This window comes from Candidatus Paceibacterota bacterium (genome assembly GCA_041666915.1).
GTDB lineage: Bacteria > Patescibacteriota > Minisyncoccia > Phycocordibacterales > PALSA-1337 > C7867-002.
On record JBAYFZ010000001.1, the window covers coordinates 51,729 to 76,001 of the forward strand.

Genomic DNA, 24,273 nt, shown 5'->3' on the forward strand with positions numbered 1-24,273 from the left:
TGATTATTGATTATATTCACCAGGTAATATTGACATAGTAGTTATTGGTAAAAGCCTAACAATAGGTCTACCTACTATGTAATGTTTATCTAGAGGTCCCCACAATCTAGAATCTGAACTCTCTGCGCGATTGTCTCCCATGACGAAATATTCCGTAGGTCCGAGATTTGTGTGGAATGTGTCGTATGAGCGGTGAATGCTTTTTACATAAGGTTCTTTCAAAACTGTTTGATTGTTTGGAATTGTAGAAGTTGAAGAAGGGTTGCTTATTGTGATAGTCCCATCTTTTATATCTAGAGTTTCTCCAGGTAAACCAATGATACGTTTGATGTAATAAGTACTTGGATTGTTGGGATATTCAAAGACAATCACATCTCCACGCGATGGCGCTTCAAGACGATATGTTAGACGATCAACAATGAGAAATTGTCCCGTAGCGAAAGTTGGGTCCATAGAAGCACCGTTTACAATGAAAGGTTCCGCAATAAAGAAACGGATCGGAAGAGATATGAGTAGGGCAATGACTATAACTTGTATCCACTCGCGAACATCGTCCCAAAATGTCTTTTTAATGATAACGACTGGAGTATTAGTGGTAGAAAGATTGTCTGAAGGCTCCATGATTAGGCCATTATAGTACAAAAAACGGTTTTACACAAATCGTCTTTTATTCTATACTGTTTTGTATTATGCCTTACATTATTGCAGGTCTAGGGAATCCAGGAGAAGAATATGAGAATACACGACATAATACAGGTCGTATGATTCTTGATTTTGTTGTAAAAGAATATGGTGATGAATTTGAATTTAATAAAAAGCTAAATTCAAAAGTTTGTCAGGCGAAAATCGGAAAAGAAAAAGCTACACTAATTGCTCCAGAAACTTTTATGAATCTTTCTGGTAAAGCTATTGCTCCACTTGTAAAAAGTGTCAAAGCGGCAGAAAAATTGATCGTTATTTATGATGATTTTAGTTTACCTTTGGGTCGTATGAGGATTTCGTATAACAGGAGTTCTGGTGGACACAATGGCTTGGAGTCCATCATCAAAGCTGTGAAGACAGAAGCTTTTTTGCGTATTCGTATCGGTACTGCTCCAGAAAATGCAAAAGGTAATGCTAAACTCATAAACGGCGAAGATAAAATTGAAAAATTTATTCTTGGAAAATTCAAAGATGATGAATTGAAAGAATTGAAAGCTGTAGGGAAGAGAGTTACCGAAGCGGTTCTTACAATAATCAAAGAGGGAAGGGAAAAGGCTATGAGTGTTTACAATGGGATGTAACAAAAAACAGCATTGCCTAAAAGGTATGCTGTTTTGAATTCGGCATTAACGCCTCCTATTAGTCTGCCACACAAGCGTGAGCCGTGTCGCATCCTCGACTGAAAACTAATCCACAACGTGGGCATGTTTTCGGATCATCTTCCTTTTTTACAGGAATTTCCGTCTCATTACCAAGAGTGTGTTTTTGTGAATAATCGCCAAACAATCCTCCGTCTTCATCAGCCAACATCCTCGCCATAAGGATTTGGCTGTTGAAACTTTTTGACATAAGATTCCTTTCTCCAGTCCGATGAAATATTAGCATTATCTTTGATAGTGTTCAATATTTAATTGTTGGTGTAGCTTGATTGACTACCAAATAATTTTGTTGTAGGGTCTTAAAAGAATCGATAAATCGATAAAGCCAAAAGCACGGCTCAGTGTGCTCATTTGAACATTAAAATAAATCAACAGACTGGAGAACTTTCTAATGATAACTCTTTCAAACGGTCACGCGTTCAACTATATGGTTGCAAGCGGGGCTCTCGCCTTTGATGGTAAAGGCTGGCTTTGGGAACGACCACTGGTGTGGCTCGGTCTCATTAAACCTGAACTCTTCACTGTAGTGATCAAATCTTTGACTCGTAATCCGCGTCAAGGAAATCTTCGATGGTGGAAACCTTGGGCTTGCGTTCGTCTGATCCCTGGTGGTTCGGTCAATAAAGTAGGACTTACAAATCCCGGTATTGAATGGTGGTGTAGGGAAGTTGGTCCTAATATTGATTTTCAAAAGTTTCCGACAGCCGGATCAATTTTCGGTGATGAAAGAGAACTTGTGGAAATGGCAGAGATGCTCAATCGCTTCGATCTTGTTGCGCTTGAAGTCAACGTCTCATGTCCAAACACTGGTCATGCTATGGAAATGGTAGAAATGGTTGTGAACAGTGTGAAGGCAGTCAAACGTGTTTCGCGTCATCCCGTCATTGTCAAAGTCTCGGCTGATCAGGACTATCTCACTATTGTACGTGGACTTGTTGGAATTGTGGAAGCAGTTTCACTCAATAGCGTACCTTGGAAGACAGTTTTTACTAACGGCGAGCAAACACCTTTGTGGAAGCTCGAGAAACAAGTCGGTGGTGGAGGCGGAGGCGTCTCTGGCAAACCGGCACAGAAGTACAACTGGCCAGCAGTCGAAGCTCTTGCAAAACAAGGATCGCTCCCAGTGATCGGTCCAAGTGTCATGGAATTTGAAGATATGGAAAAACTCCGGAGACTCGGCGCGAAAGCGATCGGCTTCGGTGCAATTCATTTACGGACTCCATGGAAGCCAACAGCAATCGTCAGAAAGGAAGACTTATGAAAGAGAACTCAGTAACAATACCTCGGTGGTTTGATCGCCACCTCCACATCCGCGATGGTGAGATGATGAAAATGGTCCTTCCGTCTACGCTTAAACAGCGTGCAACGGGAGCGATTATCATGCCGAATCTAACAAGTCCAATCTCTACGATTGAGAAAGCGAAAGCCTATCGAAAACGTATTGATGAGGTTAGAAGTGGTTATTTTATGAATCGCATTCCATTCATTGGTAATGGTGAAAATCAATTCATGCCGTGTATGACTTGTTATCTCACGGACGATACAAGTCCAGAAGAAGTCGTACGTGGATTCAAAGATGGTGTCTGGCGAGCAGTGAAACTCTATATGGCCAATCAAAAAGGTCAAGGTGGAACTACTGGTTCAGCACATGGTGTGAGGAATCTTCTTGGTCGCTATCCAGTGTTTGAAGCAATGGAGAAATATAAAATTCCATTGCTCGGACACTTTGAAGCGGTTGAAGAAAATGTTGACGAATTTGATCGCGAGATCGTTTCCGTTGATCGTGATCTCAAGCCCATCCTCAGGTCCTTTCCAGGATTGCCGGTGGTCTTTGAACATATCACTGACGGACGTGCAGCCGAATTCGTTTCATTAGCTCCGGCACTTGGCTATGAAGAAGTATATGCCACCGTGACGGCTCATCACCTCATGATCAATCGTAATGCGATGTTTTGGGGTGGTATGAATCCCGGTCACTATTGCAAGCCTGTACCGAAGCGTGAAATACATCGGCAACGCATTCGTGAATATGTAACTTCGGGTCATCCTCGTTTTGGAGCAGGAACAGATTCCGCCCCTCATGATGAAAGCGTTAAGTCTCGTTGCTACGGTTGCGCGGCTGGCATATTCACTGCCTCATCGGCCGTCGAGCTTTATGCGACCGTCTTTGACGAAGAAAACGCACTTGAACATCTCGGTCCGTTTCTTTCTGAAAACTTCCTTGGAATTTATGGTATGGAAGTGAGTTCGGAGACGATGACGATTGAACGTACTGCTCTGATGGTTCCAAAGAAAGTTGGTTCTGTTCAGGTTTTCACAGGAGGTACGGAACTTCCTTGGAAACTCGTTGGTTAAGATTAAAAACAACTCAGCCCTGACACTTAATTGTTGTCGGGGCTGATTTTTTGTTGTCGGCTTTACTATTTACAGATTTTAAGCTAATGTTCATTTAGAGTTAACTTAGTTGACACAGGTCAAGGCGCTACCTTAAAGCGTCAATTTTGAACATTAAAAAAAGAGAATAGTTATGAAGCCAATTATGAAGCCAATCAATCCATATCCAGGAGAAAGTCTCATGGAACTTGGGAAACGTTGCGATGCAGTATATATCCGCCCAAAAGTTGGTTCTGAGCGTAAGGGACCTTTGGTTGCCTACGCAGGAAAAGATAGCAAAGGACGGAATCTCGTCGGAAATATTTACTTCAACTTCCGGCGGATTGAATCTCATCTGAAAGTCGTCGAGATGTTTGCCGAAGTTGCCTGTCAGAAACTTCGCGATCAAAACCTGCTCGACACGTTCGACACTGTCTGTGGAATTCCGCAAGGTGGGCGAACATTTGGTCAGGAGCTAGCACGTATTGCTGGTAAACGGTTTGTGTATGCAGACAAGAAACCGAAACCGACAGAAGCGGGTAAGAAACAGGAATATACGTGGGACCTCTCGCAGTTTGATTTCGAGAAAGGTGAACGCATCGCCATCGCGGAAGACGTTTTTAACAACTTCCAAAATACCGATAACACCTTGGCCGAGGTCGCTGCTACTGGAGCGGAGATTGTACTCCTTGTTGGAGCACTCAATCGTTCTCCTGTTTACGAAATGTCCTACATGCCAAAAAGTGGTTTGTTCGCTGGAAAAGATCTGCCTGTTGTTGCTTCTATTCGTGAAGCGTATCCCGAATACGAACAGGATGATCCTGCGGTTGCGAACGATATCGCTGCTGGGAGACTCGAACTGGAAGTGAAGAAAAACTGGGCGCGTCTCTGCGCAGTAATGGAACAGTATTCTTAGACCAAAAGAAAAAAAGAAAGGAAAATAGTATGCAAAAAATATTGACACCGGCGGAACGGTTGATCGTTGCTGCTGATTTCAAACCGGGACAGCCTTGGGAAAAATTCTACGGCAGAGTGGGGGTTCGATCACAGGTTCTTGCGTTAGCCAACAGTCTCAAAGGAACCGGGGTCTACCTCAAGGTAAACTCTGCTCTACGAGCTTGTGGTTACGATTTGATCAGTGAGATTCAATCATGTGGTTTGCGAGTCTTCGCTGACCTAAAGCTCTACGATATCGGTGAGACTCTGTCTACAGATGGAATCTTATTGAAGGAAGCGAAGCCAGAATTGCTTACTACTGTCTGTTCGGCAGGAGTTCTAGCGATGCAAGCACTCAAGAAAGAATTACCTGATACGGAAGTGCTCGGTGTAACAGTTCTCACGAGTCTCAATGGGGCAGATGTGCAGAAAATCTATTCCAGCGACATTGGTGCTACAGTCTTAATGTTAGCTAAACATGCCCTGGTTGCAGGTATTGACGGTTGGATTTGTTCTCCAAAGGAAGCATCAACACTTCGGACATTAAGTGATCGTATGAGCATCAACACTCCTGGAATTCGGCCGACATGGGCTATCGTCCCTGGTGATGATCAGAATCCGGAACGGATTATGACTCCTGCAAAAGCCATTAAGGCTGGTGCGGATCGTATCGTCATCGGTAGACCGATTGTTAAGGCTGAAAAACCATACGACGCGGTCATGCGGACAATTGATGAAATCGCTTCGGCTGTGACGTAGTCAACATGGAAAGTTCTTATCAACAATTAGCTCGCTCACTTCGGTGGCGGGCTAATTTTTTATATAAATTTTTAAATAAAAAAAGAGCGCCACCTTATGATGACGCCGTTTTGAGTAATGTGAAGCATATCAGTCTGCTTGGCAAATATGTTCCATCATCAATTCTCGTGGCACTTTCTTGCCACACACATCACATGTTACAGATGAGCAATCTTCTTCTGGAACCGTGCTGGGCATTAGGAGACATTGCGAAGGAAAAGGATCTTCGAGAAATCTCACGTCTCCTGCAATTGGTCTGCCTATTCTGACTGCGGATGTACAACTCTCTAGAACTGTTGGCATAGGAACCTTTCTGCTAAAGATTTTCACCACCATTTAAAAAATACCATATTTTTAAAATATTAACAATCAAAAAACCCTTCGACAAGCTCAGGGTTTTTTGAGAGTGATAATTATTTCTTTTCTCCTGAATAAGCTAATGCCATCTTTTGTTCCTTAGGATCAAACAAGGTTATCTTGAAGTCATAAGTCTTACCCAATTCTAGAGATTTCTTGAGTTTTTCTTCAGAACCAAATTCTGAGACATGGACTAGACCGGCGACACCTTCTTCTATAGAAGCTAATGCACCATGTTTGTTGAATTTGATAATAACTCCAGAGACAGACATATCTTTCTTGTATTTCTTTGCAGCTTCGGTCCAAGGGTTGGTCTTCAATTGTTTGAGTGATAGGGAAATCTTGCCATCCTTGATCTCAATAATCTTGGCTTTGACTTTCTGGCCAACCTTTACAAAGTTGCGTGGATCATCAACAAGTCCCCAATCAATCTCGGAAATATGAATGAGTCCTTCCAAACCTTCTTCAAGTTTGACGAATACTCCGAAATCAACGATACCTGTGATAGTACCTTCAACATCGTCACCGATCTCATACTTACTGACGATTTTCTCTTTTTCTTTTGATTCAGAACCTTTCTCTGAGAAGATGAGCTTACCTTCTTTTGGATCAGCAGTGATGATAGCGACTTGCAAGCGTGTGCCAATGAGTTTCTTGAGCTCATCTAGAATCTTGTCCTTGTCACCATCAGAAATGCGAGGGTAATGATCGGTCTTGAGCTGTGAAGCTGGTAGGAAACCGAGGATGCCTTGCCATTCAATGAGAAGTCCACCTTTGTTGGCTTCTTTGACTGGAAGGTCAAGAACTTTCTTTTCTCTGATAGCAATCTCTGCTTCATTCCAAATGAGAGCTTGGCGAGCTTCCTTGAGAGAAAGTTCGTAATAGCCTTCTTTGTGAGCTGTATCAACGATCTTTGCGGCGATAACATCACCAACGTTTATTTTTTTGATAACGTCACGAGCAATGATAAATTCACGACCGTATATGATACCGGTTCCGAATGGTGCTAGATCTACGTAGACTGAAGATTTTTCAACTGCGATAACAGAACCTTCCACCAAATCACCGATGATTGGAGGGTTTTTCATTGTCTCGGACAATTTGCCCATGACACTGGACTTCTGTTCCTCGGTCAATTCCATATCACCCTTATTCTTTTTTACCTCACCAACTTCTTTTTTGTCTGTTGATGTAGAGTTTTTGGCTGACTTTTTTGGAGATGCAACCTTGGTCTCTTTTGTTGCCTCTTCGGTTTTTGCTGTTACTACTGTCTTTGTTTCTGGATCCACTACGGTCTCTGACTTGTCTTTATGACCAGTCAAAGTCTCTTTTAATTTTTTGAACATTTTTGTATGTCTCCGCTCCGCTTTTTAAACTATTAATATTATTGCGGGATAACGCGAGACTATTAAAATACGGCCAATGCCGTGTCGCTAGAATCTAGCATTTAATAGGGGTTTTTACAAGGTCTATCGCCAGCTGGCGAATGAGAGTAGACCTTGAAGTCGCATTGTGATAAATTGTAAACATGATTATCACTTATTTAGGAGGAGCATTTGTAAAAGTCCAATTCGGAGATACGGTCCTTGCTTTCAATCCAGTTTCAAAAGATTCAGAGATGAAAACTGCCAAGTTTGGTGCAGACATCGTCCTTTCTAGTCTCAATCATCCAGATATGAATGGTTTGGATCAAGTATCATTTGGCGACAAGAAAGCTTTTTCTATTACTGGTCCAGGGGAATACGAAGTCAAAGATGTTTTTATAAAAGGTCTTAGTTCAGAATCTGGTTATGGTGGAGAAAAGCGCATAAACACTGTTTACAGCGTTTCCTTGGAAGGTATGAACATCTGTTTTTTGGGAGCAGTCAATACTCCAGAATTACCAAAGGAAGCTGACGAAGCTATAGATGGTGTTGATATATTATTTGTTCCAATAGGTGGTAATGGGGTACTTGGTCCGTCAGATGCTTATAAGCTAGCGGTATCTCTGGAACCAAAGATCATTATTCCAATATTACATGATGCCGTTTCTTTGAAATCTTTTCTCAAGGAGGCAGGTGAAAATCCAAAGCCAGAAACAAAGATCACTTTGAAGAAAAAAGATCTAGAAGAGAAGGAGGCCGAAGTTGTTGTCCTTGAAAAGGAATAGTTGATTGTTGTTCTATTTGGTATAATAACTCTATTGTTAGAGTGGCTTCGTTAGGGATTTTTCATTATAAAATGTCTTTACAAGATCATATAGAAAATCTAAGAGCTAAACCTGAACATATTCGTAAGCGATATTCTTTTTCTATCTCTCTAGGTGTTACAGCTATCATTTTTGCATTTTGGATAAGTTCATTTGGTGGTCATTCCAATGATGTCGTCGCTACAGCTGTAAATAAGATTGAGACACCAGGACGATCTATGATTGCCAGTGTAGGCTCATTCTTTGTTGATATTAGAGATATTGTATTTGGTCCAAAGAAAGTCAATTATACTTCTACCGTAGAGGTCAAACCGGGGAGGAAGTAATACCCGTCAAACTCTATAATCACTTGGAAAAAATACTTTTTTCTGCTAAACTGAAGATTCAGAACTCATAAAACATGTCCAGAAAACCAGGTGAATCAAAATCTAATCAAGCTGAAGTTGATGCTCGAAACGGTGCCGGTATAGTAGAACGTAGCATTACAACCGAAATGCGCGAGTCTTATCTAGACTACGCGATGTCAGTCATCACTGCTCGTGCTCTTCCTGATGTACGTGATGGTTTGAAACCTGTACATCGTCGTATTTTGTATACAATGCATGAGCTCAACCTCTCTCCAGGAGGTAAGACCAGAAAGTCTGCAAAGATCGTTGGAGACGTAACAGGTAACTATCACCCTCACGGCGACGTTGCTGTTTACGAATCTCTCGTCAACCTCATCCAACCTTTTCGTATGCGCTATCCACTAGGTATTGGTCAAGGTAACTTCGGTTCTCTAGATGGTGATCCAGCTGCTGCTCCACGTTATACCGAGGCAAAGATGTCCCGTATCTCATCAGAACTTCTCAAGGATATAGACAAGGATACTGTTGATTTTCGTCCAAACTATGAAGGTACACGTACAGAGCCTATCGTTCTTCCTTCTTCTGTTCCAAACCTTCTTTTGAATGGAACACTCGGTATTGCTGTCGGTATGGCCACCAACATTCCTCCTCACAATTTGCGTGAAGTCGTTGACGCAACAGCTTATTTGCTAGAAAACAAAGATGCTACTACAGAAGACCTTACACAATTCATAAAAGGTCCAGATTTTCCAACTGGAGCTATCATGTATGGTCAAAAAGATATTCTTCATACTTACACTACTGGTCGTGGTGGTATTACTGTGCGTGGTGAAGCTGAGATCATTGAAGATAAAAAAGGCCAATTCCAGATTGTTATCACTTCTATACCTTATCGTGTCAATAAAGCAGATTTGATAACTAGGATTGCCGATTTAGTTCGTGAAAAAATAGTAGAGGGCGTTCGTGCTCTACGCGATGAGTCGACCGAAGATGTTCGTATTGTTATTGATCTCAAGCAAGGTTCTTATCCAGAAAAGATTCTCAATCAACTTTACAAACATACTCAACTTGAAGACGCTTTCCATGTAAATACCGTTGCTCTAGTAGATGGTGTACCACATACACTTTCCTTGAAGTCTATTCTAGAAGAATTCGTCAAACATCGCATTATAGTTATTCGTCGTCGCACTCAGTTTGACCTTACCAAAGCCGAAGAACGTGAACATATCTTGCTAGGTTTGAAGAAAGCTCTAGATCATATTGATGAGATCATTACTCTTATCCGTGCTTCAAAGGATGTAGCAGAAGCTCATGCCGGCCTCATGAAGAAGTTCAAGTTTAGTCCGTTACAGGCTACAGCTATTCTAGAAATGAGATTGCAAAAGTTGGCTGGACTAGAGCGTAAGAAAGTCCTAGATGAATTGGCTGAAGTTCAAGATTTGATAGCTAGACTCAAAGAGATTCTGGGTAGTGAAAAGAAAGTCCGAGCTCTCATCAAAGCTGAACTTATGGAGATCAAAGAAAAGTATGGCGACGATCGTCGTACTAAAATAGTCAAACATGGTGTGAAAGATTTCAATCCCGAAGATCTCATAGCTGATGAAGAGTCCGTACTTGTTCTTACAAAGGGTGGCTACATCAAACGTACCAATCCAGATGAGTATCGCAAACAGAAGCGTGGTGGTATCGGTGTTGTAGATCTAGATACAAAAGAAGAGGACTTTATTTCTCACCTTATTTTCGCTTCAACTCATAACGATCTACTATTCTTTACTGACAAAGGCAAAGCTTATCAGATCAAGATGTACGATATTCCAGAAGGAAAGCGTGCTACCAAAGGCAAGTCTGTCATGAACTTCCTTTCACTTTCCGATGGTGAAAAAGTTACTTCCATATTGCCAATGCCAAAGGACAAGAAGACTGCAGAAGGCTTGGCTTTGATGATGGTTACAAAGAGTGGTACAGGCAAAAAATCTTCCGCTAAACATTTCCACGATGTTCGTCGTTCTGGCCTTATTGCTATTACGCTGGAAGCTGGTGATGAACTTATTTCTGTATCCTTTGTTTCCAAGAATGATGAGATTGTCCTTGCTACAAAAGATGGTCAGTCTATCCGTTTCAAAGAAAGCGATGTTAGGGAAATGGGTAGAAACGCTACTGGTGTACGCGTCATCAAACTTGATGAAAAAGTTGATGCAGTCATCTCTGCCGACGTTGTTTCCAAAGATGCCAAAAATCCAGCCCTGTTCGTAATGGGCGCAAATGGTTATGGTAAAAAGACCAAACTTTCTGAATACAAAACTCAAAATCGTGGTGGTTCTGGAATATTGACTATGAATGTCACTTCCAAGACTGGTCCACTCATGGCCGCTAAGGTTGTCACTGATGATGTTGAAGAGATTGTAGCTATGTCCAAGAAGAGTCAGGTTATACGCGTTGATCTGAAAGAGATTCCTACACTCGGTCGTTCCACTCAAGGTGTCAGGGTTATGAAGCTCAGGGAAGGGGATTCATTGGCAAGTTTGATTTGTCTGTAAATTTTCGGGTAGAATTTTTAGTGTAAACACAAAACCCGCCTTGTAAGCGGGTTTTGGCTAGGATTTTGCGGGTTCTAATTCTCTGAACCCTACCTCATCAGTAATGGAAGTATATAGCTATTGATTACATTGTGCAAAATCTTTCTTTGACGAATACTGGACTATTTCCACTTTGAGTAAGTAGAGCTGCGTTTTCACAGAAATTATTATTAAATTTGTCACCTATTAGATAAGTATTGAATTCCTTCTGACTTACAACATCTAATACGTTTTCATTTTTTACTTGATATGTATGTTTACCGTAACAATTATTTGCATCTTGTGCATAAATAGAAGCATTATTTCTAATTCGGTCAATAATATTCCAATCATCGAAAGATTGACTTCCATCACTATGTTTTCTTGTATCTCCATAAGAAATCAGATTTGATTTGAGGATGTAGAATTTTATACCTTGACTATCGAGGGCACAGCTTAAATTTGGCCCCAAAAAATAATATTTAGCACTGATTATTACTAATATAATAATCACTATTGAAATAACAAATGAGCGTGTCTTACGGGTTTTCATATATATAAATTATACCATGAAAAATTTAAGGGAGTAGTGCGAGTTAAACCCATCAAATCCTCAGCCAAATTTGTCCCCACTGCCTTTAGTATGCTTTTACGGGTTTATATCCTATAATTAACCCATGTTTTCCGATCCAGCATCAAATCTTTCTAAATTGGGATTAAACGATGGTATGAAAGTAGTTGACTTGGGCGCAGGCTCTGGTTTTTACACTATAGAAGCCGCAAAGAGAGTTGGTGGCAGTGGCAGAGTCTATGCCGTAGACGTTATCAAGGAACTTCTAGAAAGGATTCGTTCACACGGCGCTTCTCAGGGACTCCGTAATATAGAGGTAGTTTGGGGTAATGCCGAGAAGATCGGTGGTACCAAACTTCGCGAAGCTACGGCTGACAGGGTGATTGTTTCCAATATTCTTTTTCAAGTAGAAAAACTTGATGAATTTGTTCTTGAAGTAAAACGTATTTTGAAGCCAGGAGGGAAGGTTCTTGTAGTAGATTGGAGTGAACTCTCTGCTCTTAGTCCAAAAACGCTTGTACCAGCAATGAAAGCTCAAATGCTTTTTGAAAAAGCCGGTTTCAAAATAGATCAGTCATTTGATGCGGGTGACCACCATTACGGTTTAGTTCTTATTCGTCAATAAACAAAAAGTATGAAAACGAGCAAATTTCAAATAATAACACTAGCAATCTTCGTTGTAGCAATCATAGCCGGCGCAGCTTCCTTCGCTTTGTACAAAGGTAGCTCTGGAAGTGCAACTTTACCAGATGTCTCAATATGGGGGACTTTTCCAGCAGATATTTTCAATAAGTATGTCTCCAATATAAACAACACTTTAGCTTCACCTCTCAAGGTCAATTATATTCAGTATAAGCTAGAAGATTTTTCCAAGAATTTTGTCAATGCTTTGGCTTTGGGTCAAGGTCCAGATGCCGTACTTATTCCGTCAGAAATGTTATTGTCAGAATTCAATAAATTGATCCATGTACCTTATACGGTTTTGCCAAAAGATACATTTTTCAATTCATATATTGATGAAGCTAGGATATATTTATCTGATAATGGAGTCCAAGCTATACCTTTTAGTGTAGATCCTATTGTTATGTATTGGAACCGCGACAATTTTAATTCTGCAGGCATTGCTACGTATCCAAAATATTGGGATGAATTTACCGGTTCTAGTTTGAAGCCAGGTTTGGCTCAAAAATTGACCAGTAAAGATCAGAACGGAAATATTAGAAAGTCAGCGATAGCAATGGGAGATTTTTCCAATATTACCAACGCTCGCGAGGTGATGGGGTCTTTGTTATTACAGAGTGGTAACCCTGTAACTATGATTGGAAATGGGGGTGTCGTATCTACTATCAGTACATCTTATTCTGCTAGTCCTATCCCAGCTTTTAGATTTTTCAGCCAATTTGCAGATCCTTCCAATGCAAACTATTCATGGAATAAAGGTATGGTAAATGATAAGTCGGCATTTCTGTCAGGAGTGCTTTCTACATATTTTAGTTTTGCTTCAGAGTTAAGTAGTATTAAAGCCAAAAATCCCAATCTTAATTTTGATGTAGCTCCAATACCACAGTTGAGGACTGGTGGTCAGAAATCTGGATATGCAAAGATGTATGGATTTTCTCTTGTTAGAGCTTCCACAAAACTAGATGCTGTCTTCCAAGTTATTTCTACTTTGACAACGGCCAACAACTTGAAAGATTTGTCGCAAACCATGTATTTACCATCAGTAAGAAGGGATGTCATAGCTATAGGTTCTACGGATCCATATATAACGATATTCAATCAAGCGGTTCTCGTTTCAAAGACATGGATTGATGTTGATGCAAGTAAGTCCGGTCAGATTTTTAGTAATTTGGTTCAAGCTGTGACGAGCGGACAAAAGAATATAGATCAGGCTGTTCGTGATGCTGGGGATCAATATAATGTTGTGTTGAAACAAGCGGGGCAGTAGGGGCTAACTTTTGTCTTATCTTTATAAAAATATGAATTCAAAGTGCAAAGTGCAAAGTGCAAAGTTTAAGACAATAATTATGTTGTTTGTTTTTTCTGTAATTTTGTTTACACCTTTTGTTCAAGCACAAACTATTAAACCAGAACCTGTAGATGTGAACAGTTCTTCTTTTAGATTACTCATTTGTGATGGCCCAGTTCTTCCAGCTGGTGTAACTCCTCCAAAAGCAAACTATGTTCCTTGTGACTTCAAAGGGTTGATGATGCAGATTCAACATTTTATAAATATTGCTATGGTTGGAGGTGTTATCATTGCTATCTTAGGTATGACTTATGCTGGTATTCTGTATATCTCTGGTAACCCTGCTAAGATAAAAGAAGCTCACGATATATTTCCAAGTATTCTGATAGGATTTATAGTAATGTTATCAGCATGGTTTATCGTCTATCAGGTTATAAATTGGTTGACTGGTGGTAATACTTTGAGTGTTCTTCTTGGTAATCCATAAAATTATGAAAAATATATCTAAAAAAATTGTTTCAGTATTATTAGTGGTGGTTTTTGTTATTTCTGTATCGGCTCCTGTTTTTGCTCAGTCTAGTACAGGTAGTAATGTTCCTAGTACTGGAGGGTCAACGAACTCTAATGCTTCTAGTCAAACTTTCACTCTCCAAAATCCTTTGAATCCGAAAATAAACTCCATTGGTGGTTTGATACAGACTTTTGTGGAGATCATTAGTTATATTGCAATATTGTTTGCAGTCGTAGCTTTTATTTGGGTTGGTTTTCAATATGTTACGAGTGCGGCGCAAGGTAAAACTTCAAAGATAGAAGAATTACATGGTCAATTGTTATGGCTCGTTGTAGGTGTCGCTGTTATCATTAGCGCTAGAGTTATCATTCAATTGACTATAAATACATTGTCAGCAACTGGAACCATCAGTCCTGGAGTTATAAACAGTGCCCAAAATGCATTAAGAGGTAATTAAAATATAATAATAAACATGAAAAAGATTCAATATTTTGTTACAGGTTTGGCGATATCATTACCTTTTATAGCTTCTGCTCAGACACAGATGAAATTGAGTGACCTCATGGCTAAACTTGCTGGATATTTGAATCAAGCTTTAGCATTACTCATGGGATTTGCTGTTGTTGTATTCGTCTTTTATGTAATAAAATATTTTATCCAACCCGGTGATACAAAGAGGGTAGAAGCAGCTCAATATCTAATGTGGAGTCTTATAGGTTTCTTTGTCATCCTATCTCTTTGGGGCTTAGTTAACATCCTCATTTCAACTTTTGATCTTGGTACCAGTAGTCCTGGTTCTTGGGCTAGTCTTAGAAATTTATTTCCTAATTAATATAAAATATGAATAATATAACAGATATAAATAGTCTTACTACAAAGTTGGCTGGTATTGGTAATGTGATAGTCTATCTACTCATAGCTTTGGCAGTAGTTTATATTGTCTGGAATGTTGTTCAGTACGTGGTCAAACCATCAGCTGATAGCAAGACCGAAGCCCTCAAAAATATGGGGTGGGGTATACTGGGCTTATTTATCATCGTCTCTCTTTGGGGTTTGGTCAATATCCTTACAAATACTTTTTCTACGAATAATAATGCCCCTACGGATCGTTTTCCAAATGCGAATTTCTTATCAGGTTCAAAATAGTTAGTAATCCACAAGGTTAATTTGCTTGTTTGTGTTTACGGGGTATAATTGGGATGATATTAAGATTTATTAATTTATTATAAACATGAAAAAAATTATCGCACTTATCGCTTTCGTTGCTCCATCAGTAGCTTCGGCACAATCTTTGGCACCTATTACCAATGTAAATGATTTGTCTTCTAGACTTTTAGGTATTGGTAACACGGTGACATATTTGTTAGTAGCATTGGCAGTTATTTATATCATTTGGAATGTAGTCAATTTTCTCATCAAGCCAGCCGGTGAAGAAAGAAAGGGTGCTCAGATGAATATCGTATGGGGAATTGTAGGTTTGTTCGTTATAGTTTCTATTTGGGGTCTTGTCGGTATTCTTACAAACACATTCAAGACTGCACCTACAAATCAGGCAATACCAAATTTTGGAACTAATGCTAGTAATGGTGGTATACCTTCCAATACAGTTCCGTTGGTTCAATAATATCCGGTTAGAATATGCAATCATTTCTGAAAATACCCTTTGTTGAGGCAGCGGTTGATATGACTGCTTTTGGAAATGTCATAAACCCAATAATAGTCAATATTGTCTACCCGATAATTGGGCTTTTGTTTGGAATTGCGATAGTCATGTTTGTCTATGGTGTTTTACAATTGGTATTGCATGGAGCAGACCCTTCTGCTCGTGAAAAAGGGCAATCAACCATAATGTATGGCACGATAGGAATGTTCATCATGGTTTCAGCTTGGGGGATCATATATCTAGTGTCAAATACGATTAAGGGACTTTAGAGATAAAAAAGAAAACCGCCTTCCGAGTAAACTCGGGGGCGGTTTTTGATTCACTTAGTTATCCCTAGGGAGTATCTGGGCAACCAAAGTTGCTTTTTTTATCGATTGTCCAGGTTTAACTCTCCATTCATTGATGTTTGAGTCTGGGAATCTCATGTAGCTGTTTTTATTCCAATCAGTGGGATACAGATCATAAATCTGATCATCTCTCTGATCGAAACGTACTTGCCACCACACACCCCTTGTTACCATGTTACCCTTAATCTTTTTTTGAGGATCAAAACAAGACATTCCTTGCCACTCATAATCATTGAGGGTAATTATTTTTTCACTAGGTTGCTCGATTGCTTGGTTGCTATCCGTGGTCACGGTCTTTTTATTAGGACCCCTGACCCATTTATTGAACGATGAATCGAAGTACATCTTCAATCCAAGTGCCAATATTGCTATAACGATTGATGTGGCTATAAGTATTTTCCAACGATTTTTCATTTCTACCTCCTATCTTTTAAGTTTTTCCTGTTTGGTTAACTAAGATGCTTTTACCATCCTTGTTTCGAACCTCTTGGGAACGACTGTCGCGGATCAATCTTAAGGATTTGATTTCTTCCACGCATTCCTTCAATGTTGGTACTTTACCTTCCATTAGAGGATCGCTTTGGTAGAATTCTTGCAATTGTCTGGCAGCCTGTGTGAATGTCGTATATTCTGTCATCTCGTTTTTACGTTCATATAATTCAAGGCGAACACCTTTCATAGCCTTGATGACATCATCTGGCTGATTAAAGATTGCTTGAATTTTATATACTGTAACTCCGAACGATTTTGAATCAACATATTTCTCGACACCAGCCTTTAATGGACCTGACAACTTTTCACTGTCCTGAGTTATTTCTAGAGCATCGATATTCCTAGCTATCTCTCGAGCACCTTTTTTGACTATGTCATCAAGTTGCTCAATGATTTTCTTTATATCGCCGCCAGCTTGAATGTAGTCGATGGCATCTTCTAGATCTGGAAATAATGTTATAGACACATTTCCTTCCAAAACAACTTCATCTTTTGAAGTTATTGCCATGGGTATCTTTTTGTCCACATTCGTGATGTCAATTTGTTCACACGATAAGTTGAATGGAAAATAATTCGCTAAGATTGTTTTTCCACCAACTATTATCGGTTTGTCGCCAATGGTGGAGAATGAACCCCATAAGGTTAAGACTCCAGCAGTACGAGGTTTTGATGGTATGTCGGTGTAACCAAAGACGAACATGGCTATACCTGTAACAATCATCGTTATCCCTAACACTATTCCTAGGGACGACCCGATTATAACGACGAACATTCCTAATAGTATTAGGGCTACTATCGTTTTGAGGATACCTCGAGTTATCCAGTTACCGAACGGCTCTAACTTTTGAGCCTCGGTATTTGGTTTATTGTTTGTTCCGTTGTTTTCGTTACTCATATTTCCTCCTATTTCTGAACCACCCTTACGAAGGGAAGTTCTTTGTTTTTGTTTAAATTGTCAACGTAGCGCTTGTCCAAAGGACGGCGTTACTAACAGCCCTATATATGATAGCACTTTAGAGCCTATTTGTCAAGGTGTAAAAAGGTATAAAAACAACCCCCACTAGACCATAAAAGTCTGTGGGGGGATGTGTGATAATGGGTCAATTACCATTGTAGTAATAACCTTTACTGCCGGGGATTTCAATCATTTCTCGGCCTAGCATTGGTACTGGTGACCAGTTTTGCGGTAAACGTGTTAGCCGAACACTTTGTCGTTGTGGCTCTTCACACACTTGTCGTGTATTACACAGTTCAGTTATTTGGGTGTTAGCCCTATTGAAACTGCTGAAGCCACTGAATTGGTTATCTGTGCGATCCGTGTAGACCACTCTTGCTGGTCTCACGTCCTCGGAATAATGAACAGGGGACGATGATCTGTTGATCGCCACATTGATACTACTGTTGTTCATGTTTATGAGACTACCGCAGTGGTAACCATTCGTTTGCGGTTGATCTGGAGATGGTGGAACAACTAGATTTTTTCGTTCCAGGCCCTCCATTTGCTGTTTCAGGTCGTTGAACTTGTCGTTCATTTCAACCTGACTCTTCCTGGCATTCTCAATTTCTTGAGAAGCCGTTGCTTTCATCATGGCCGCCGAGCTTATGCTTTGGTCGCGCATTGCGTACAGTGCGAGAACAAAGATGACCAGAATCAAACCGACAAGGCCGATAACGCTAAGAATGATTCCGATGACCGACAATTCTTGTTTCTCTTTTGGAGCTTTGGGATTTGTCGGCGCTGGGTTGGACGGAGTGCCGGGCGTTGGTGTCACTGGCACCTGAGGCGGTTGATTGACTGACGTACTACCATGTGCCTGAGGATTCTGAAGAGTATCAAGTTTCTTGTTGAGGTGCTCGAGAATCTTGGTGATCTTGTCAGACGTGTCCTGAAGTTCCTTGGCAGAGGCTTTACTGGCAATGGCAATATCTTTCCGTAGATCCATTGCCGTGTTTTTGAACGCCGTATCCATGTTTCCAATGGTTGTATTCACAACATTAAGCTTTGCTTCTAGATCTGTTTTGACAGCTCGAAGCTCAGTCTTATTTGCCGTGTTTTTAACCGTCTCTTCCAACGTCTCGATTCTCTTTTGAAGATCTTCCATTGTTACTGGCGCCACTGGCACCGAAGCAGAAGACGTTCCCGCTACTGGTGCTGGTGATGCTGATCCAGCTACAGGAGATGCTCCTGAACCGGATACTGGTGAATTTGCCGACGCTGGAGCAGAAGATGCTCCTGTAGCTCCGGTTGCAGATGAACTGCCACTGGGCTGATTTACTGGAGTTGCCATAATATTTCTCTTTCCTGACCTTTTTATGGGTCATTTTTGTTATGTGGTTTTCAAGAAGCTATGGTCATATAACTATATATAACCCTTCTTTATACTGGCACAATTATAGCGCACTACTGTACAAATGTCAAGGAGTGTTGTGTGCTTAAAATATAGGTGAAATAAGCCGTGCAGACACCTTGTTCCCGCCACAAAATTCGCTTCGCTCATCCTGTGCTTGCACTTCGAAGCGATTGATTAAATCGCGTAGTAGTGCCGGGGAGAGGACTCGAACCTCCACCAGTTGCCTGACATGCTCCTAAGGCATGCGTGTCTACCAATTTCACCACCCCGGCGGGCGTATACGGACTAGTTTACAGTGCAAAGTGAAAAATGCAAAGTTTTGGTTACTAGTTAATAGTTAAAGAAATCTAATAATTTTTCATTAAAACTTTACATTTTGCATTTTTCACTTTGCACTCCCTTGTCCGCCCAGTTGGATTCGAACCAACGACCAATCGCTTAAGAGGCGAGTGCTCTACCAGACTGAGCTATGGGCGGGTCTAGCTACAACGTATATTAATCTAACAGACTTTTGGCGTTTTGACAACGAAATTATTTGTCATTCCCGCGAAGGCGGGAATCCATGGTTACCACGAGGTGAATTAATTGTTTGTTCGTAATAATCCTGGATTCCCGCCTTCGCGGGAATGACACAGAGAACGGGTATTGCAGAAAATCTTATAATATGTAATATTAGTGTCATGGTAAACCGAATGCGCGCAACGCGAAGTCATCGCGATAATAGACGTTCACATCATGGCCTTACAATAGTCCGTCTTTCCAAGTGTCAAAATTGTAACGCTTTGCATCAGAGCCACCGCATTTGTATGAACTGTGGTTCGTACAACGGTCGCAAAGTATTGGATTTGGCTCCAAAAAAGATCAAGGCCAAGGCAAAAGCTTAAACGTTATTTTTAGGGTTCGGTGATGTTGCTTAAAAAGAAGTACCTATGTTAACAAAATTGTTCCTTAATAAAACTTACGAGTTTGGATGCGGTTCTATGAAGAACGGCTCCGAACTCGTGAGTTTTTTATAATTATAATACATGGCAAATAGACACTTATCACGTTCAGTAGTTCTCCAGTCACTCTTTGAGTGGGATTGTCACAATTGTCCTGATAAAGACATTTCTACGATTATAAATAGGAATGCCAAAGAGTTTGCTCCAGGTATGTCCGATGTTTCTTTCATGGAAGCTTTGGTAAAAGGAATTTTGGCAAAGAAAGAGGACTTAAATGAAATCATTGAGAAAGCTGCGCCAGATTGGCCAATAGATAAGATCTCTCCAGTTGATCGCAATGTCCTTCGCCTAGGTCTCTATGAGCTTCTATTTTCTGATCGCAAAGATGTGCCAGCCAAGGTTGCTATTAACGAAGCTATTGAACTCGCCAAGACTTTTGGCGGAGAGACTTCCGGACGTTTTGTAAACGGAGTTATGGGTGCTGTTTACAAAGAATTGGGTGAACCTGGTAAAGATGCTGTTTCTGTAAAGAAAACAAAGATAGTAGAAGTTCCTTATGAAAAAATGCCCATCCAACATTTGGGTGGTGCAGTTGTCTATGCTAGGGAAGGGCAGGATATTTACATGGCATTCGTCCATGATATTTTCGGTCACTGGACTCTTTCAAAAGGAAAGATTGCGGAGGGTATAGATCCAAAAGAAGGTACGATCATGAAGGTTAAAGAAGAGATCGGTCTAGATGTCTCTGTAGTTTCAGATCTCGGTAGTAATGAATATATTGCCAATGATCCTGAGATTGGTAAGATTCGAAAACAGGTTCATTATTATTTGGCAGAATCAAGATTTACAGATTTAGTCCTCGCAAAGAAGCCTGGGCTTGATGATGCAAAATGGTTCAAGTTGGCTGACATTCTAGAATTAAATTTTTACAACGATATTTTACCTATTGTAACCAAGGCTGTGACGACGCTTAGTGAAGAGAGTTTAGAGGTAAGAGGTAAGAGTTAAGATCTTACCTCCTATCTCTTACCTCTTAACTCTTGAATTATCATGAAAATAAATTTCGAAAAATTAGCTAAACATATCAATGTTGAGTTTGCTGATATAAACTTACTCAAAACTGCTTGCACGCACCGTTCTTATTTGAATGAAAATCGCAGTGAAGGTATGGAGCATAATGAGAGATTGGAATTCCTCGGAGATGCAGTTTTGGAATTGGTTGTAACCAGTTTCCTATATAGAAAGTATCCTTCAAAAGCAGAGGGGGCTTTGACTTCTTTTCGTTCCGCAATAGTGAATACGGTCAGTTTGACCAAGGTTGCTGAACATATTGGTCTGAATGATTATATTTTACTTTCAAAAGGTGAGACCAAAGATACAGGTAGAGCTCGTTCTATTATCTTAGCCAATACAGTTGAGGCCGTCATCGGAGCTGTTTATTTGGATCAAGGATACAATTCGTCTGCAAATTTTATTTCCGAACAGATTTTGAATGTTATAGATATTGAAGATATTGTTGCTAATAAATCTTGGATAGATGCCAAAAGTCGTTTCCAAGAAAAAGCTCAAGAGAAAGTTGGTGTCACTCCTGCCTACAAGACTTTGAAAGAAGTTGGACCAGATCATGATAAAAAATTCACTCTCGGTGTTTTCCTCGGTGATGTTCAAGTTGCTAGTGGTTCCGGACCTTCCAAACAAGAAGCCGAACAAAAAGCTGCTGAGAAGGCCCTAGCTATCAAAGGCTGGTAATACTCTTATATTTGTTGTATTGTCTCTGTGAAGGAGGACATTTACATTATGAAAAGTAATCGTAAAAAGATTAGCTTTTTTAGTCGTTCTAGGAAGAAGCTCAAGATTGACGTGACAAAGTTAATGCAGGCTTGTGGGCATTGTGGAGAGAAAATGCCCATAATAAGTTGGCCTGAGCACATTAAAAGTTGTCCCAAGAGGAACGCTAATCCAATTGCACCTTTTGGTTCAAAACGTCATAGGAATATTCGTACGAGATTGAGGATTTTGGAGAGTATGGATTTGGTGTAACTCTTCGGAGTAACACTCGCAATCCCCGTAGCTGTAATAGCTGTGGGGATTTTTTCATATAAAGAAAAATAAGGTAGAATATAAGCTAATACTCCGATGTATCTAAAATCACTGGAACTTTCCGGATTCAAGTCATTCGCCAAAAAAGCGACGCTTAGCTTCACGTCTCCGATAACAGGTATTGTTGGGCCGAATGGTTCGGGTAAATCCAACATGGCTGAGGCATTTCGTTTCGTTCTCGGTGAACAATCCATCAAATCTTTGAGAGGTAAGAAAGGTGAAGATATGATCTGGAATGGTGGTGGAGAAGTGGGAACAAATACAAATAGAGCCAATCGAGCTAGTGTCAAACTCGTCTTTGATAATTCCCGCAGACTTTTTCCTACTATTGATTTCGATGAAGTAAGTTTAGAAAGAGTGGTCAATCGTGATGGGGTCAACGAATATCTTTTGAATGGTAGTCAGGTTAGGTTGAAGGATATCGTAGAACTTTTGGCTGGGGCACATATCGGTGCTACCGGACACCATATCATTTCTCAAGGTGAAGCAGACAGGATCCTTGGTGCATCTATACGCGAAAGAAGGGAAATGATAGAAGATGCTCTCGGTCTCAAGATTTATCAATGGAAAAAACAAGAGAGTATTCGCAAGTTAGAAAGAACCGAGGAAAACATGAAGCAAGTGGAATCTTTGAGAAGAGAGATCGCTCCGCATATCAAATTTTTGAAGAAACAGGTTGAAAAGGTTGAAAAAGCCGAAGAACTTCGTCGTGAGCTTGTTATTTTGTACAAGGAATATTTTGCTGTAGAAGATTATTATATAAAAACAGAAAAGGAAAAAGTTTTGCAAGAATTGGCTCCGCCAAAAAAAGAGCTTGTAGAATTGGAACAATCTCTGTTGACAGCAAAGAAGATTTTGACCGACTCCAAAGTGGCTGATAAAAAGAGTGGTGAGATTATCGCTTATGAAGAAAAATTGAAAACTGTTCGTGCTGATAAAGACGCTTCGGTCCGTGAGCTTGGTCGTCTAGATGGAGAAATAAATGCTAATAAGAGGGCTATAGAAAAAGAAGAGAGTAGGAGAAAGAAGGAAGAATTCCAAACTGTTTATCTCAAAGATGTTGAGGAAGTTATTTCAAGAGTTGAACTTTTGAATTCAATATCCGATGCCAAGCAATTATTTACAGAAGTTATAGGACTTCTAAAAGGTTTTGTGACTGGACATAGAACTGCAACTGACTCTGCTTTTATAGGTGAAGCTGAGCAGGATATATCTAGACTTTCTGAAGAGAAAAAAGTTCTTGAAGTGAAGATTCAGTCCATTTTGAACGAAGAATCAAGATTGACTAGTGAGTACAATAATCTCAGGAATACTATTGAAAAGGAAAAAGATACCGACCGTGAAGCTGAGAAGAACATTTTCAGGATTATTGCTCGTCAAAATGAGATACGAAATGTTATTTCCATTTTGAGTTCTAGACTTGAAGTTTTGAATAGGGAAGAAGATGCTTTCAAACAAGAGTTGGGGCAAGCGGGTATTGTGGTTGGAAGGGAGGCAGTGGATTACAAAGGCTTTGTTGCTACTGGGAATGACAGGACAATTCAAGAAGAGAGAAGAAAGAAGATAGAAAGAAGCAAAATTCGTCTAGAAGATGCTGGTGGTGGAGGCACAGAAGTTTTGAAGGAATATAGAGAGACCGAAGAAAGGGATACTTTCTTACAAAGGGAACTTGCAGACCTTGAAAAAGCTAAAGAAGAACTTTTGAAGCTCATAAAGGATCTAGATATTCGCATTGATTATGAATTCAAGAGTGGTATTTTGAAGATTAATGACGAATTCCAGAAATATTTCAATTTGATGTTCGGTGGAGGTCGTGCTTCTTTGGAGATCGTCAAAGAAACAAAGAGAAGGAGAAATTCTGATATAGAAGATTTGGGAGAAATACTTTCAGGTTCTATTCCTGAAGAAAATTCGGGAGATGGTTCTGCTGTAGCCGACGAAAATCAAAACGCCCTAGAAGGATTAGATGTGAATGTTTCTCTGCCTAGGAAGAAGGTAAAGGGCCTCATGATGCTTTCTGGTGGCGAAAGGGCCCTGACTTCTATTGCTTTGCTCTTTGCCATCTCTCAAGTCAATCCACCGCCATTCATCATCCTAGATGAAACTGACGCGGCTTTGGATGAAGCCAATTCCAAAAAATATAGTGACATGATAGAGAATCTTTCCAAACATTCACAGTTGATACTTATCACTCACAATCGCGAGACTATGTCACGTGCTGGCGTCATATATGGTGTCACCATGGGAGCCGATGGTGCTTCCAGACTCCTCTCTATTGCTTTTGAGGAGGCGGTCGTGGTGGCGAAGTAGGATAATTTATCCGCCATTATGGAGAAATTGGAAAAGACATTCGATATGAATATTGCAGTCAATCGCAACCTCAATTCATGGTAAAATAGCTCTACATAAACGA

28 protein-coding genes and 2 tRNA genes are annotated in these 24,273 nt (G+C 40.3%); 21 read left to right on the top strand and 9 right to left on the bottom strand.

Annotated elements, in window-relative coordinates; all coding sequences use genetic code 11:
- Nucleotides 1-3: 3 nt before the first annotated feature.
- The gene (gene lepB / locus WCS89_00255) at nt 4-621 is read right to left on the bottom strand and encodes a signal peptidase I (GenBank protein MFA6553927.1); all 618 of its coding nucleotides are present in this window, start codon (nt 619-621) and stop codon (nt 4-6) included.
- 68 nt (nt 622-689) lie between these two features.
- Here lepB and pth point away from each other — a divergent pair, with 68 nt between their 5' ends.
- Nucleotides 690-1,283 (top strand): aminoacyl-tRNA hydrolase, encoded by a 594-nt coding sequence (pth, locus tag WCS89_00260; protein MFA6553928.1) that lies wholly within the window; start codon nt 690-692, stop codon nt 1,281-1,283.
- A 58-nt stretch (nt 1,284-1,341) separates the two neighbouring features.
- On the opposite strand, the gene WCS89_00265 is transcribed toward pth, so the two are convergent.
- A complete protein-coding gene (locus WCS89_00265; protein ID MFA6553929.1) occupies nt 1,342-1,551 on the bottom strand; it encodes a hypothetical protein in 210 nt (69 codons plus the stop codon).
- A gap of 201 nt (nt 1,552-1,752) precedes the next feature.
- Here WCS89_00265 and WCS89_00270 point away from each other — a divergent pair, with 201 nt between their 5' ends.
- From WCS89_00270 to pyrF, 4 genes are all read left to right on the top strand, one after another.
- Nucleotides 1,753-2,622 carry a hypothetical protein gene (locus WCS89_00270; GenBank protein ID MFA6553930.1) on the top strand — a complete coding sequence of 290 codons (870 nt, stop codon included), beginning with the start codon at nt 1,753-1,755 and terminating at the stop codon, nt 2,620-2,622.
- Nucleotides 2,583-3,716, top strand: coding sequence for a dihydroorotase (gene pyrC / locus WCS89_00275; GenBank protein MFA6553931.1), 1,134 nt, complete (start codon nt 2,583-2,585; stop codon nt 3,714-3,716). Before WCS89_00270 ends, pyrC begins: the two co-directional genes overlap by 40 nt.
- Before the next feature lie 184 nt (nt 3,717-3,900).
- Entirely contained in the window at nt 3,901-4,650 is a 750-nt protein-coding gene (locus tag WCS89_00280) for a phosphoribosyltransferase (protein MFA6553932.1), read from the top strand.
- A 29-nt stretch (nt 4,651-4,679) separates the two neighbouring features.
- Nucleotides 4,680-5,429: an orotidine-5'-phosphate decarboxylase gene (gene pyrF / locus WCS89_00285; protein MFA6553933.1), complete on the top strand. Its 750-nt coding sequence runs from the start codon at nt 4,680-4,682 to the stop codon at nt 5,427-5,429.
- Nucleotides 5,430-5,881: 452 nt separating this feature from the next.
- Here pyrF and WCS89_00290 read toward each other — a convergent pair whose 3' ends face one another.
- Nucleotides 5,882-7,171: a S1 RNA-binding domain-containing protein gene (locus WCS89_00290; protein ID MFA6553934.1), complete on the bottom strand. Its 1,290-nt coding sequence runs from the start codon at nt 7,169-7,171 to the stop codon at nt 5,882-5,884.
- Nucleotides 7,172-7,353: 182 nt separating this feature from the next.
- Between WCS89_00290 and WCS89_00295 the strand changes: the two genes are divergently transcribed.
- From WCS89_00295 to gyrA, 3 genes are all read left to right on the top strand, one after another.
- A complete protein-coding gene (locus WCS89_00295; protein ID MFA6553935.1) occupies nt 7,354-7,974 on the top strand; it encodes an MBL fold metallo-hydrolase in 621 nt (206 codons plus the stop codon).
- A 71-nt stretch (nt 7,975-8,045) separates the two neighbouring features.
- Entirely contained in the window at nt 8,046-8,339 is a 294-nt protein-coding gene (locus WCS89_00300; protein ID MFA6553936.1) for a hypothetical protein, read from the top strand.
- A 74-nt stretch (nt 8,340-8,413) separates the two neighbouring features.
- Nucleotides 8,414-10,897, top strand: a complete 2,484-nt coding sequence (gene gyrA / locus WCS89_00305) for a DNA gyrase subunit A (GenBank protein ID MFA6553937.1) — start codon at nt 8,414-8,416, stop codon at nt 10,895-10,897.
- A 124-nt stretch (nt 10,898-11,021) separates the two neighbouring features.
- Here gyrA and WCS89_00310 read toward each other — a convergent pair whose 3' ends face one another.
- Entirely contained in the window at nt 11,022-11,468 is a 447-nt protein-coding gene (locus tag WCS89_00310; GenBank protein MFA6553938.1) for a hypothetical protein, read from the bottom strand.
- A gap of 124 nt (nt 11,469-11,592) precedes the next feature.
- On the opposite strand from WCS89_00310, the gene WCS89_00315 reads away from it, so the two are divergent.
- From WCS89_00315 to WCS89_00350, 8 genes are all read left to right on the top strand, one after another.
- The gene (locus WCS89_00315) at nt 11,593-12,111 is read left to right on the top strand and encodes a methyltransferase domain-containing protein (GenBank protein MFA6553939.1); all 519 of its coding nucleotides are present in this window, start codon (nt 11,593-11,595) and stop codon (nt 12,109-12,111) included.
- 9 nt (nt 12,112-12,120) lie between these two features.
- The gene (locus WCS89_00320) at nt 12,121-13,434 is read left to right on the top strand and encodes an ABC transporter substrate-binding protein (GenBank protein ID MFA6553940.1); all 1,314 of its coding nucleotides are present in this window, start codon (nt 12,121-12,123) and stop codon (nt 13,432-13,434) included.
- Between the two features lie 31 nt (nt 13,435-13,465).
- Complete coding sequence (locus WCS89_00325; protein ID MFA6553941.1) at nt 13,466-13,942, top strand: hypothetical protein; 477 nt, start codon at nt 13,466-13,468, stop codon at nt 13,940-13,942.
- A 4-nt stretch (nt 13,943-13,946) separates the two neighbouring features.
- Complete coding sequence (locus WCS89_00330) at nt 13,947-14,423, top strand: hypothetical protein (GenBank protein MFA6553942.1); 477 nt, start codon at nt 13,947-13,949, stop codon at nt 14,421-14,423.
- 15 nt (nt 14,424-14,438) lie between these two features.
- Nucleotides 14,439-14,798 carry a hypothetical protein gene (locus WCS89_00335; protein MFA6553943.1) on the top strand — a complete coding sequence of 120 codons (360 nt, stop codon included), beginning with the start codon at nt 14,439-14,441 and terminating at the stop codon, nt 14,796-14,798.
- A gap of 8 nt (nt 14,799-14,806) precedes the next feature.
- A complete protein-coding gene (locus WCS89_00340; protein ID MFA6553944.1) occupies nt 14,807-15,112 on the top strand; it encodes a pilin in 306 nt (101 codons plus the stop codon).
- Between the two features lie 85 nt (nt 15,113-15,197).
- On the top strand, nt 15,198-15,590 hold the full coding sequence (locus tag WCS89_00345; GenBank protein ID MFA6553945.1) for a hypothetical protein: 393 nt from the start codon (nt 15,198-15,200) through the stop codon (nt 15,588-15,590).
- Between the two features lie 14 nt (nt 15,591-15,604).
- Entirely contained in the window at nt 15,605-15,898 is a 294-nt protein-coding gene (locus WCS89_00350) for a hypothetical protein (protein ID MFA6553946.1), read from the top strand.
- 54 nt (nt 15,899-15,952) lie between these two features.
- On the opposite strand, the gene WCS89_00355 is transcribed toward WCS89_00350, so the two are convergent.
- From WCS89_00355 to WCS89_00375, 5 genes are all read right to left on the bottom strand, one after another.
- A complete protein-coding gene (locus WCS89_00355) occupies nt 15,953-16,390 on the bottom strand; it encodes a hypothetical protein (GenBank protein ID MFA6553947.1) in 438 nt (145 codons plus the stop codon).
- Nucleotides 16,391-16,406: 16 nt separating this feature from the next.
- The gene (locus tag WCS89_00360; protein ID MFA6553948.1) at nt 16,407-17,363 is read right to left on the bottom strand and encodes an SPFH domain-containing protein; all 957 of its coding nucleotides are present in this window, start codon (nt 17,361-17,363) and stop codon (nt 16,407-16,409) included.
- A 205-nt stretch (nt 17,364-17,568) separates the two neighbouring features.
- Nucleotides 17,569-18,756: a hypothetical protein gene (locus WCS89_00365; protein ID MFA6553949.1), complete on the bottom strand. Its 1,188-nt coding sequence runs from the start codon at nt 18,754-18,756 to the stop codon at nt 17,569-17,571.
- A gap of 253 nt (nt 18,757-19,009) precedes the next feature.
- Nucleotides 19,010-19,091: transfer RNA gene (locus WCS89_00370), tRNA-Leu, on the bottom strand.
- A 131-nt stretch (nt 19,092-19,222) separates the two neighbouring features.
- Nucleotides 19,223-19,296: transfer RNA gene (locus WCS89_00375), tRNA-Lys, on the bottom strand.
- Between the two features lie 149 nt (nt 19,297-19,445).
- Here WCS89_00375 and rpmF point away from each other — a divergent pair.
- The 5 genes from rpmF (at nt 19,446) to WCS89_00400 (ending at nt 24,170) form a co-directional block, all read left to right on the top strand.
- On the top strand, nt 19,446-19,703 hold the full coding sequence (rpmF, locus tag WCS89_00380; GenBank protein ID MFA6553950.1) for a 50S ribosomal protein L32: 258 nt from the start codon (nt 19,446-19,448) through the stop codon (nt 19,701-19,703).
- 141 nt (nt 19,704-19,844) lie between these two features.
- On the top strand, nt 19,845-20,768 hold the full coding sequence (gene nusB / locus WCS89_00385; protein ID MFA6553951.1) for a transcription antitermination factor NusB: 924 nt from the start codon (nt 19,845-19,847) through the stop codon (nt 20,766-20,768).
- A 42-nt stretch (nt 20,769-20,810) separates the two neighbouring features.
- Nucleotides 20,811-21,509: a ribonuclease III gene (gene rnc / locus WCS89_00390; protein MFA6553952.1), complete on the top strand. Its 699-nt coding sequence runs from the start codon at nt 20,811-20,813 to the stop codon at nt 21,507-21,509.
- 48 nt (nt 21,510-21,557) lie between these two features.
- Entirely contained in the window at nt 21,558-21,800 is a 243-nt protein-coding gene (locus tag WCS89_00395) for a hypothetical protein (protein ID MFA6553953.1), read from the top strand.
- A gap of 96 nt (nt 21,801-21,896) precedes the next feature.
- Nucleotides 21,897-24,170: an AAA family ATPase gene (locus WCS89_00400; protein ID MFA6553954.1), complete on the top strand. Its 2,274-nt coding sequence runs from the start codon at nt 21,897-21,899 to the stop codon at nt 24,168-24,170.
- Nucleotides 24,171-24,273: the final 103 nt, after the last annotated feature.

Bases quoted from the DNA above. Each gene is read 5' to 3' on its own strand.
- lepB (MFA6553927.1), bottom strand. From the start codon at position 621: ATGGAGCCTTCAGACAATCTTTCTACCACTAATACTCCAGTCGTTATC.
- pth (MFA6553928.1), top strand. From the start codon at position 690: ATGCCTTACATTATTGCAGGTCTAGGGAATCCAGGAGAAGAATATGAG.
- WCS89_00265 (MFA6553929.1), bottom strand. From the start codon at position 1,551: ATGTCAAAAAGTTTCAACAGCCAAATCCTTATGGCGAGGATGTTGGCT.
- WCS89_00270 (MFA6553930.1), top strand. From the start codon at position 1,753: ATGATAACTCTTTCAAACGGTCACGCGTTCAACTATATGGTTGCAAGC.
- pyrC (MFA6553931.1), top strand. From the start codon at position 2,583: ATGGAAGCCAACAGCAATCGTCAGAAAGGAAGACTTATGAAAGAGAAC.
- WCS89_00280 (MFA6553932.1), top strand. From the start codon at position 3,901: ATGAAGCCAATCAATCCATATCCAGGAGAAAGTCTCATGGAACTTGGG.
- pyrF (MFA6553933.1), top strand. From the start codon at position 4,680: ATGCAAAAAATATTGACACCGGCGGAACGGTTGATCGTTGCTGCTGAT.
- WCS89_00290 (MFA6553934.1), bottom strand. From the start codon at position 7,171: ATGTTCAAAAAATTAAAAGAGACTTTGACTGGTCATAAAGACAAGTCA.
- WCS89_00295 (MFA6553935.1), top strand. From the start codon at position 7,354: ATGATTATCACTTATTTAGGAGGAGCATTTGTAAAAGTCCAATTCGGA.
- WCS89_00300 (MFA6553936.1), top strand. From the start codon at position 8,046: ATGTCTTTACAAGATCATATAGAAAATCTAAGAGCTAAACCTGAACAT.
- gyrA (MFA6553937.1), top strand. From the start codon at position 8,414: ATGTCCAGAAAACCAGGTGAATCAAAATCTAATCAAGCTGAAGTTGAT.
- WCS89_00310 (MFA6553938.1), bottom strand. From the start codon at position 11,468: ATGAAAACCCGTAAGACACGCTCATTTGTTATTTCAATAGTGATTATT.
- WCS89_00315 (MFA6553939.1), top strand. From the start codon at position 11,593: ATGTTTTCCGATCCAGCATCAAATCTTTCTAAATTGGGATTAAACGAT.
- WCS89_00320 (MFA6553940.1), top strand. From the start codon at position 12,121: ATGAAAACGAGCAAATTTCAAATAATAACACTAGCAATCTTCGTTGTA.
- WCS89_00325 (MFA6553941.1), top strand. From the start codon at position 13,466: ATGAATTCAAAGTGCAAAGTGCAAAGTGCAAAGTTTAAGACAATAATT.
- WCS89_00330 (MFA6553942.1), top strand. From the start codon at position 13,947: ATGAAAAATATATCTAAAAAAATTGTTTCAGTATTATTAGTGGTGGTT.
- WCS89_00335 (MFA6553943.1), top strand. From the start codon at position 14,439: ATGAAAAAGATTCAATATTTTGTTACAGGTTTGGCGATATCATTACCT.
- WCS89_00340 (MFA6553944.1), top strand. From the start codon at position 14,807: ATGAATAATATAACAGATATAAATAGTCTTACTACAAAGTTGGCTGGT.
- WCS89_00345 (MFA6553945.1), top strand. From the start codon at position 15,198: ATGAAAAAAATTATCGCACTTATCGCTTTCGTTGCTCCATCAGTAGCT.
- WCS89_00350 (MFA6553946.1), top strand. From the start codon at position 15,605: ATGCAATCATTTCTGAAAATACCCTTTGTTGAGGCAGCGGTTGATATG.
- WCS89_00355 (MFA6553947.1), bottom strand. From the start codon at position 16,390: ATGAAAAATCGTTGGAAAATACTTATAGCCACATCAATCGTTATAGCA.
- WCS89_00360 (MFA6553948.1), bottom strand. From the start codon at position 17,363: ATGAGTAACGAAAACAACGGAACAAACAATAAACCAAATACCGAGGCT.
- WCS89_00365 (MFA6553949.1), bottom strand. From the start codon at position 18,756: ATGGCAACTCCAGTAAATCAGCCCAGTGGCAGTTCATCTGCAACCGGA.
- rpmF (MFA6553950.1), top strand. From the start codon at position 19,446: ATGACACAGAGAACGGGTATTGCAGAAAATCTTATAATATGTAATATT.
- nusB (MFA6553951.1), top strand. From the start codon at position 19,845: ATGGCAAATAGACACTTATCACGTTCAGTAGTTCTCCAGTCACTCTTT.
- rnc (MFA6553952.1), top strand. From the start codon at position 20,811: ATGAAAATAAATTTCGAAAAATTAGCTAAACATATCAATGTTGAGTTT.
- WCS89_00395 (MFA6553953.1), top strand. From the start codon at position 21,558: ATGAAAAGTAATCGTAAAAAGATTAGCTTTTTTAGTCGTTCTAGGAAG.
- WCS89_00400 (MFA6553954.1), top strand. From the start codon at position 21,897: ATGTATCTAAAATCACTGGAACTTTCCGGATTCAAGTCATTCGCCAAA.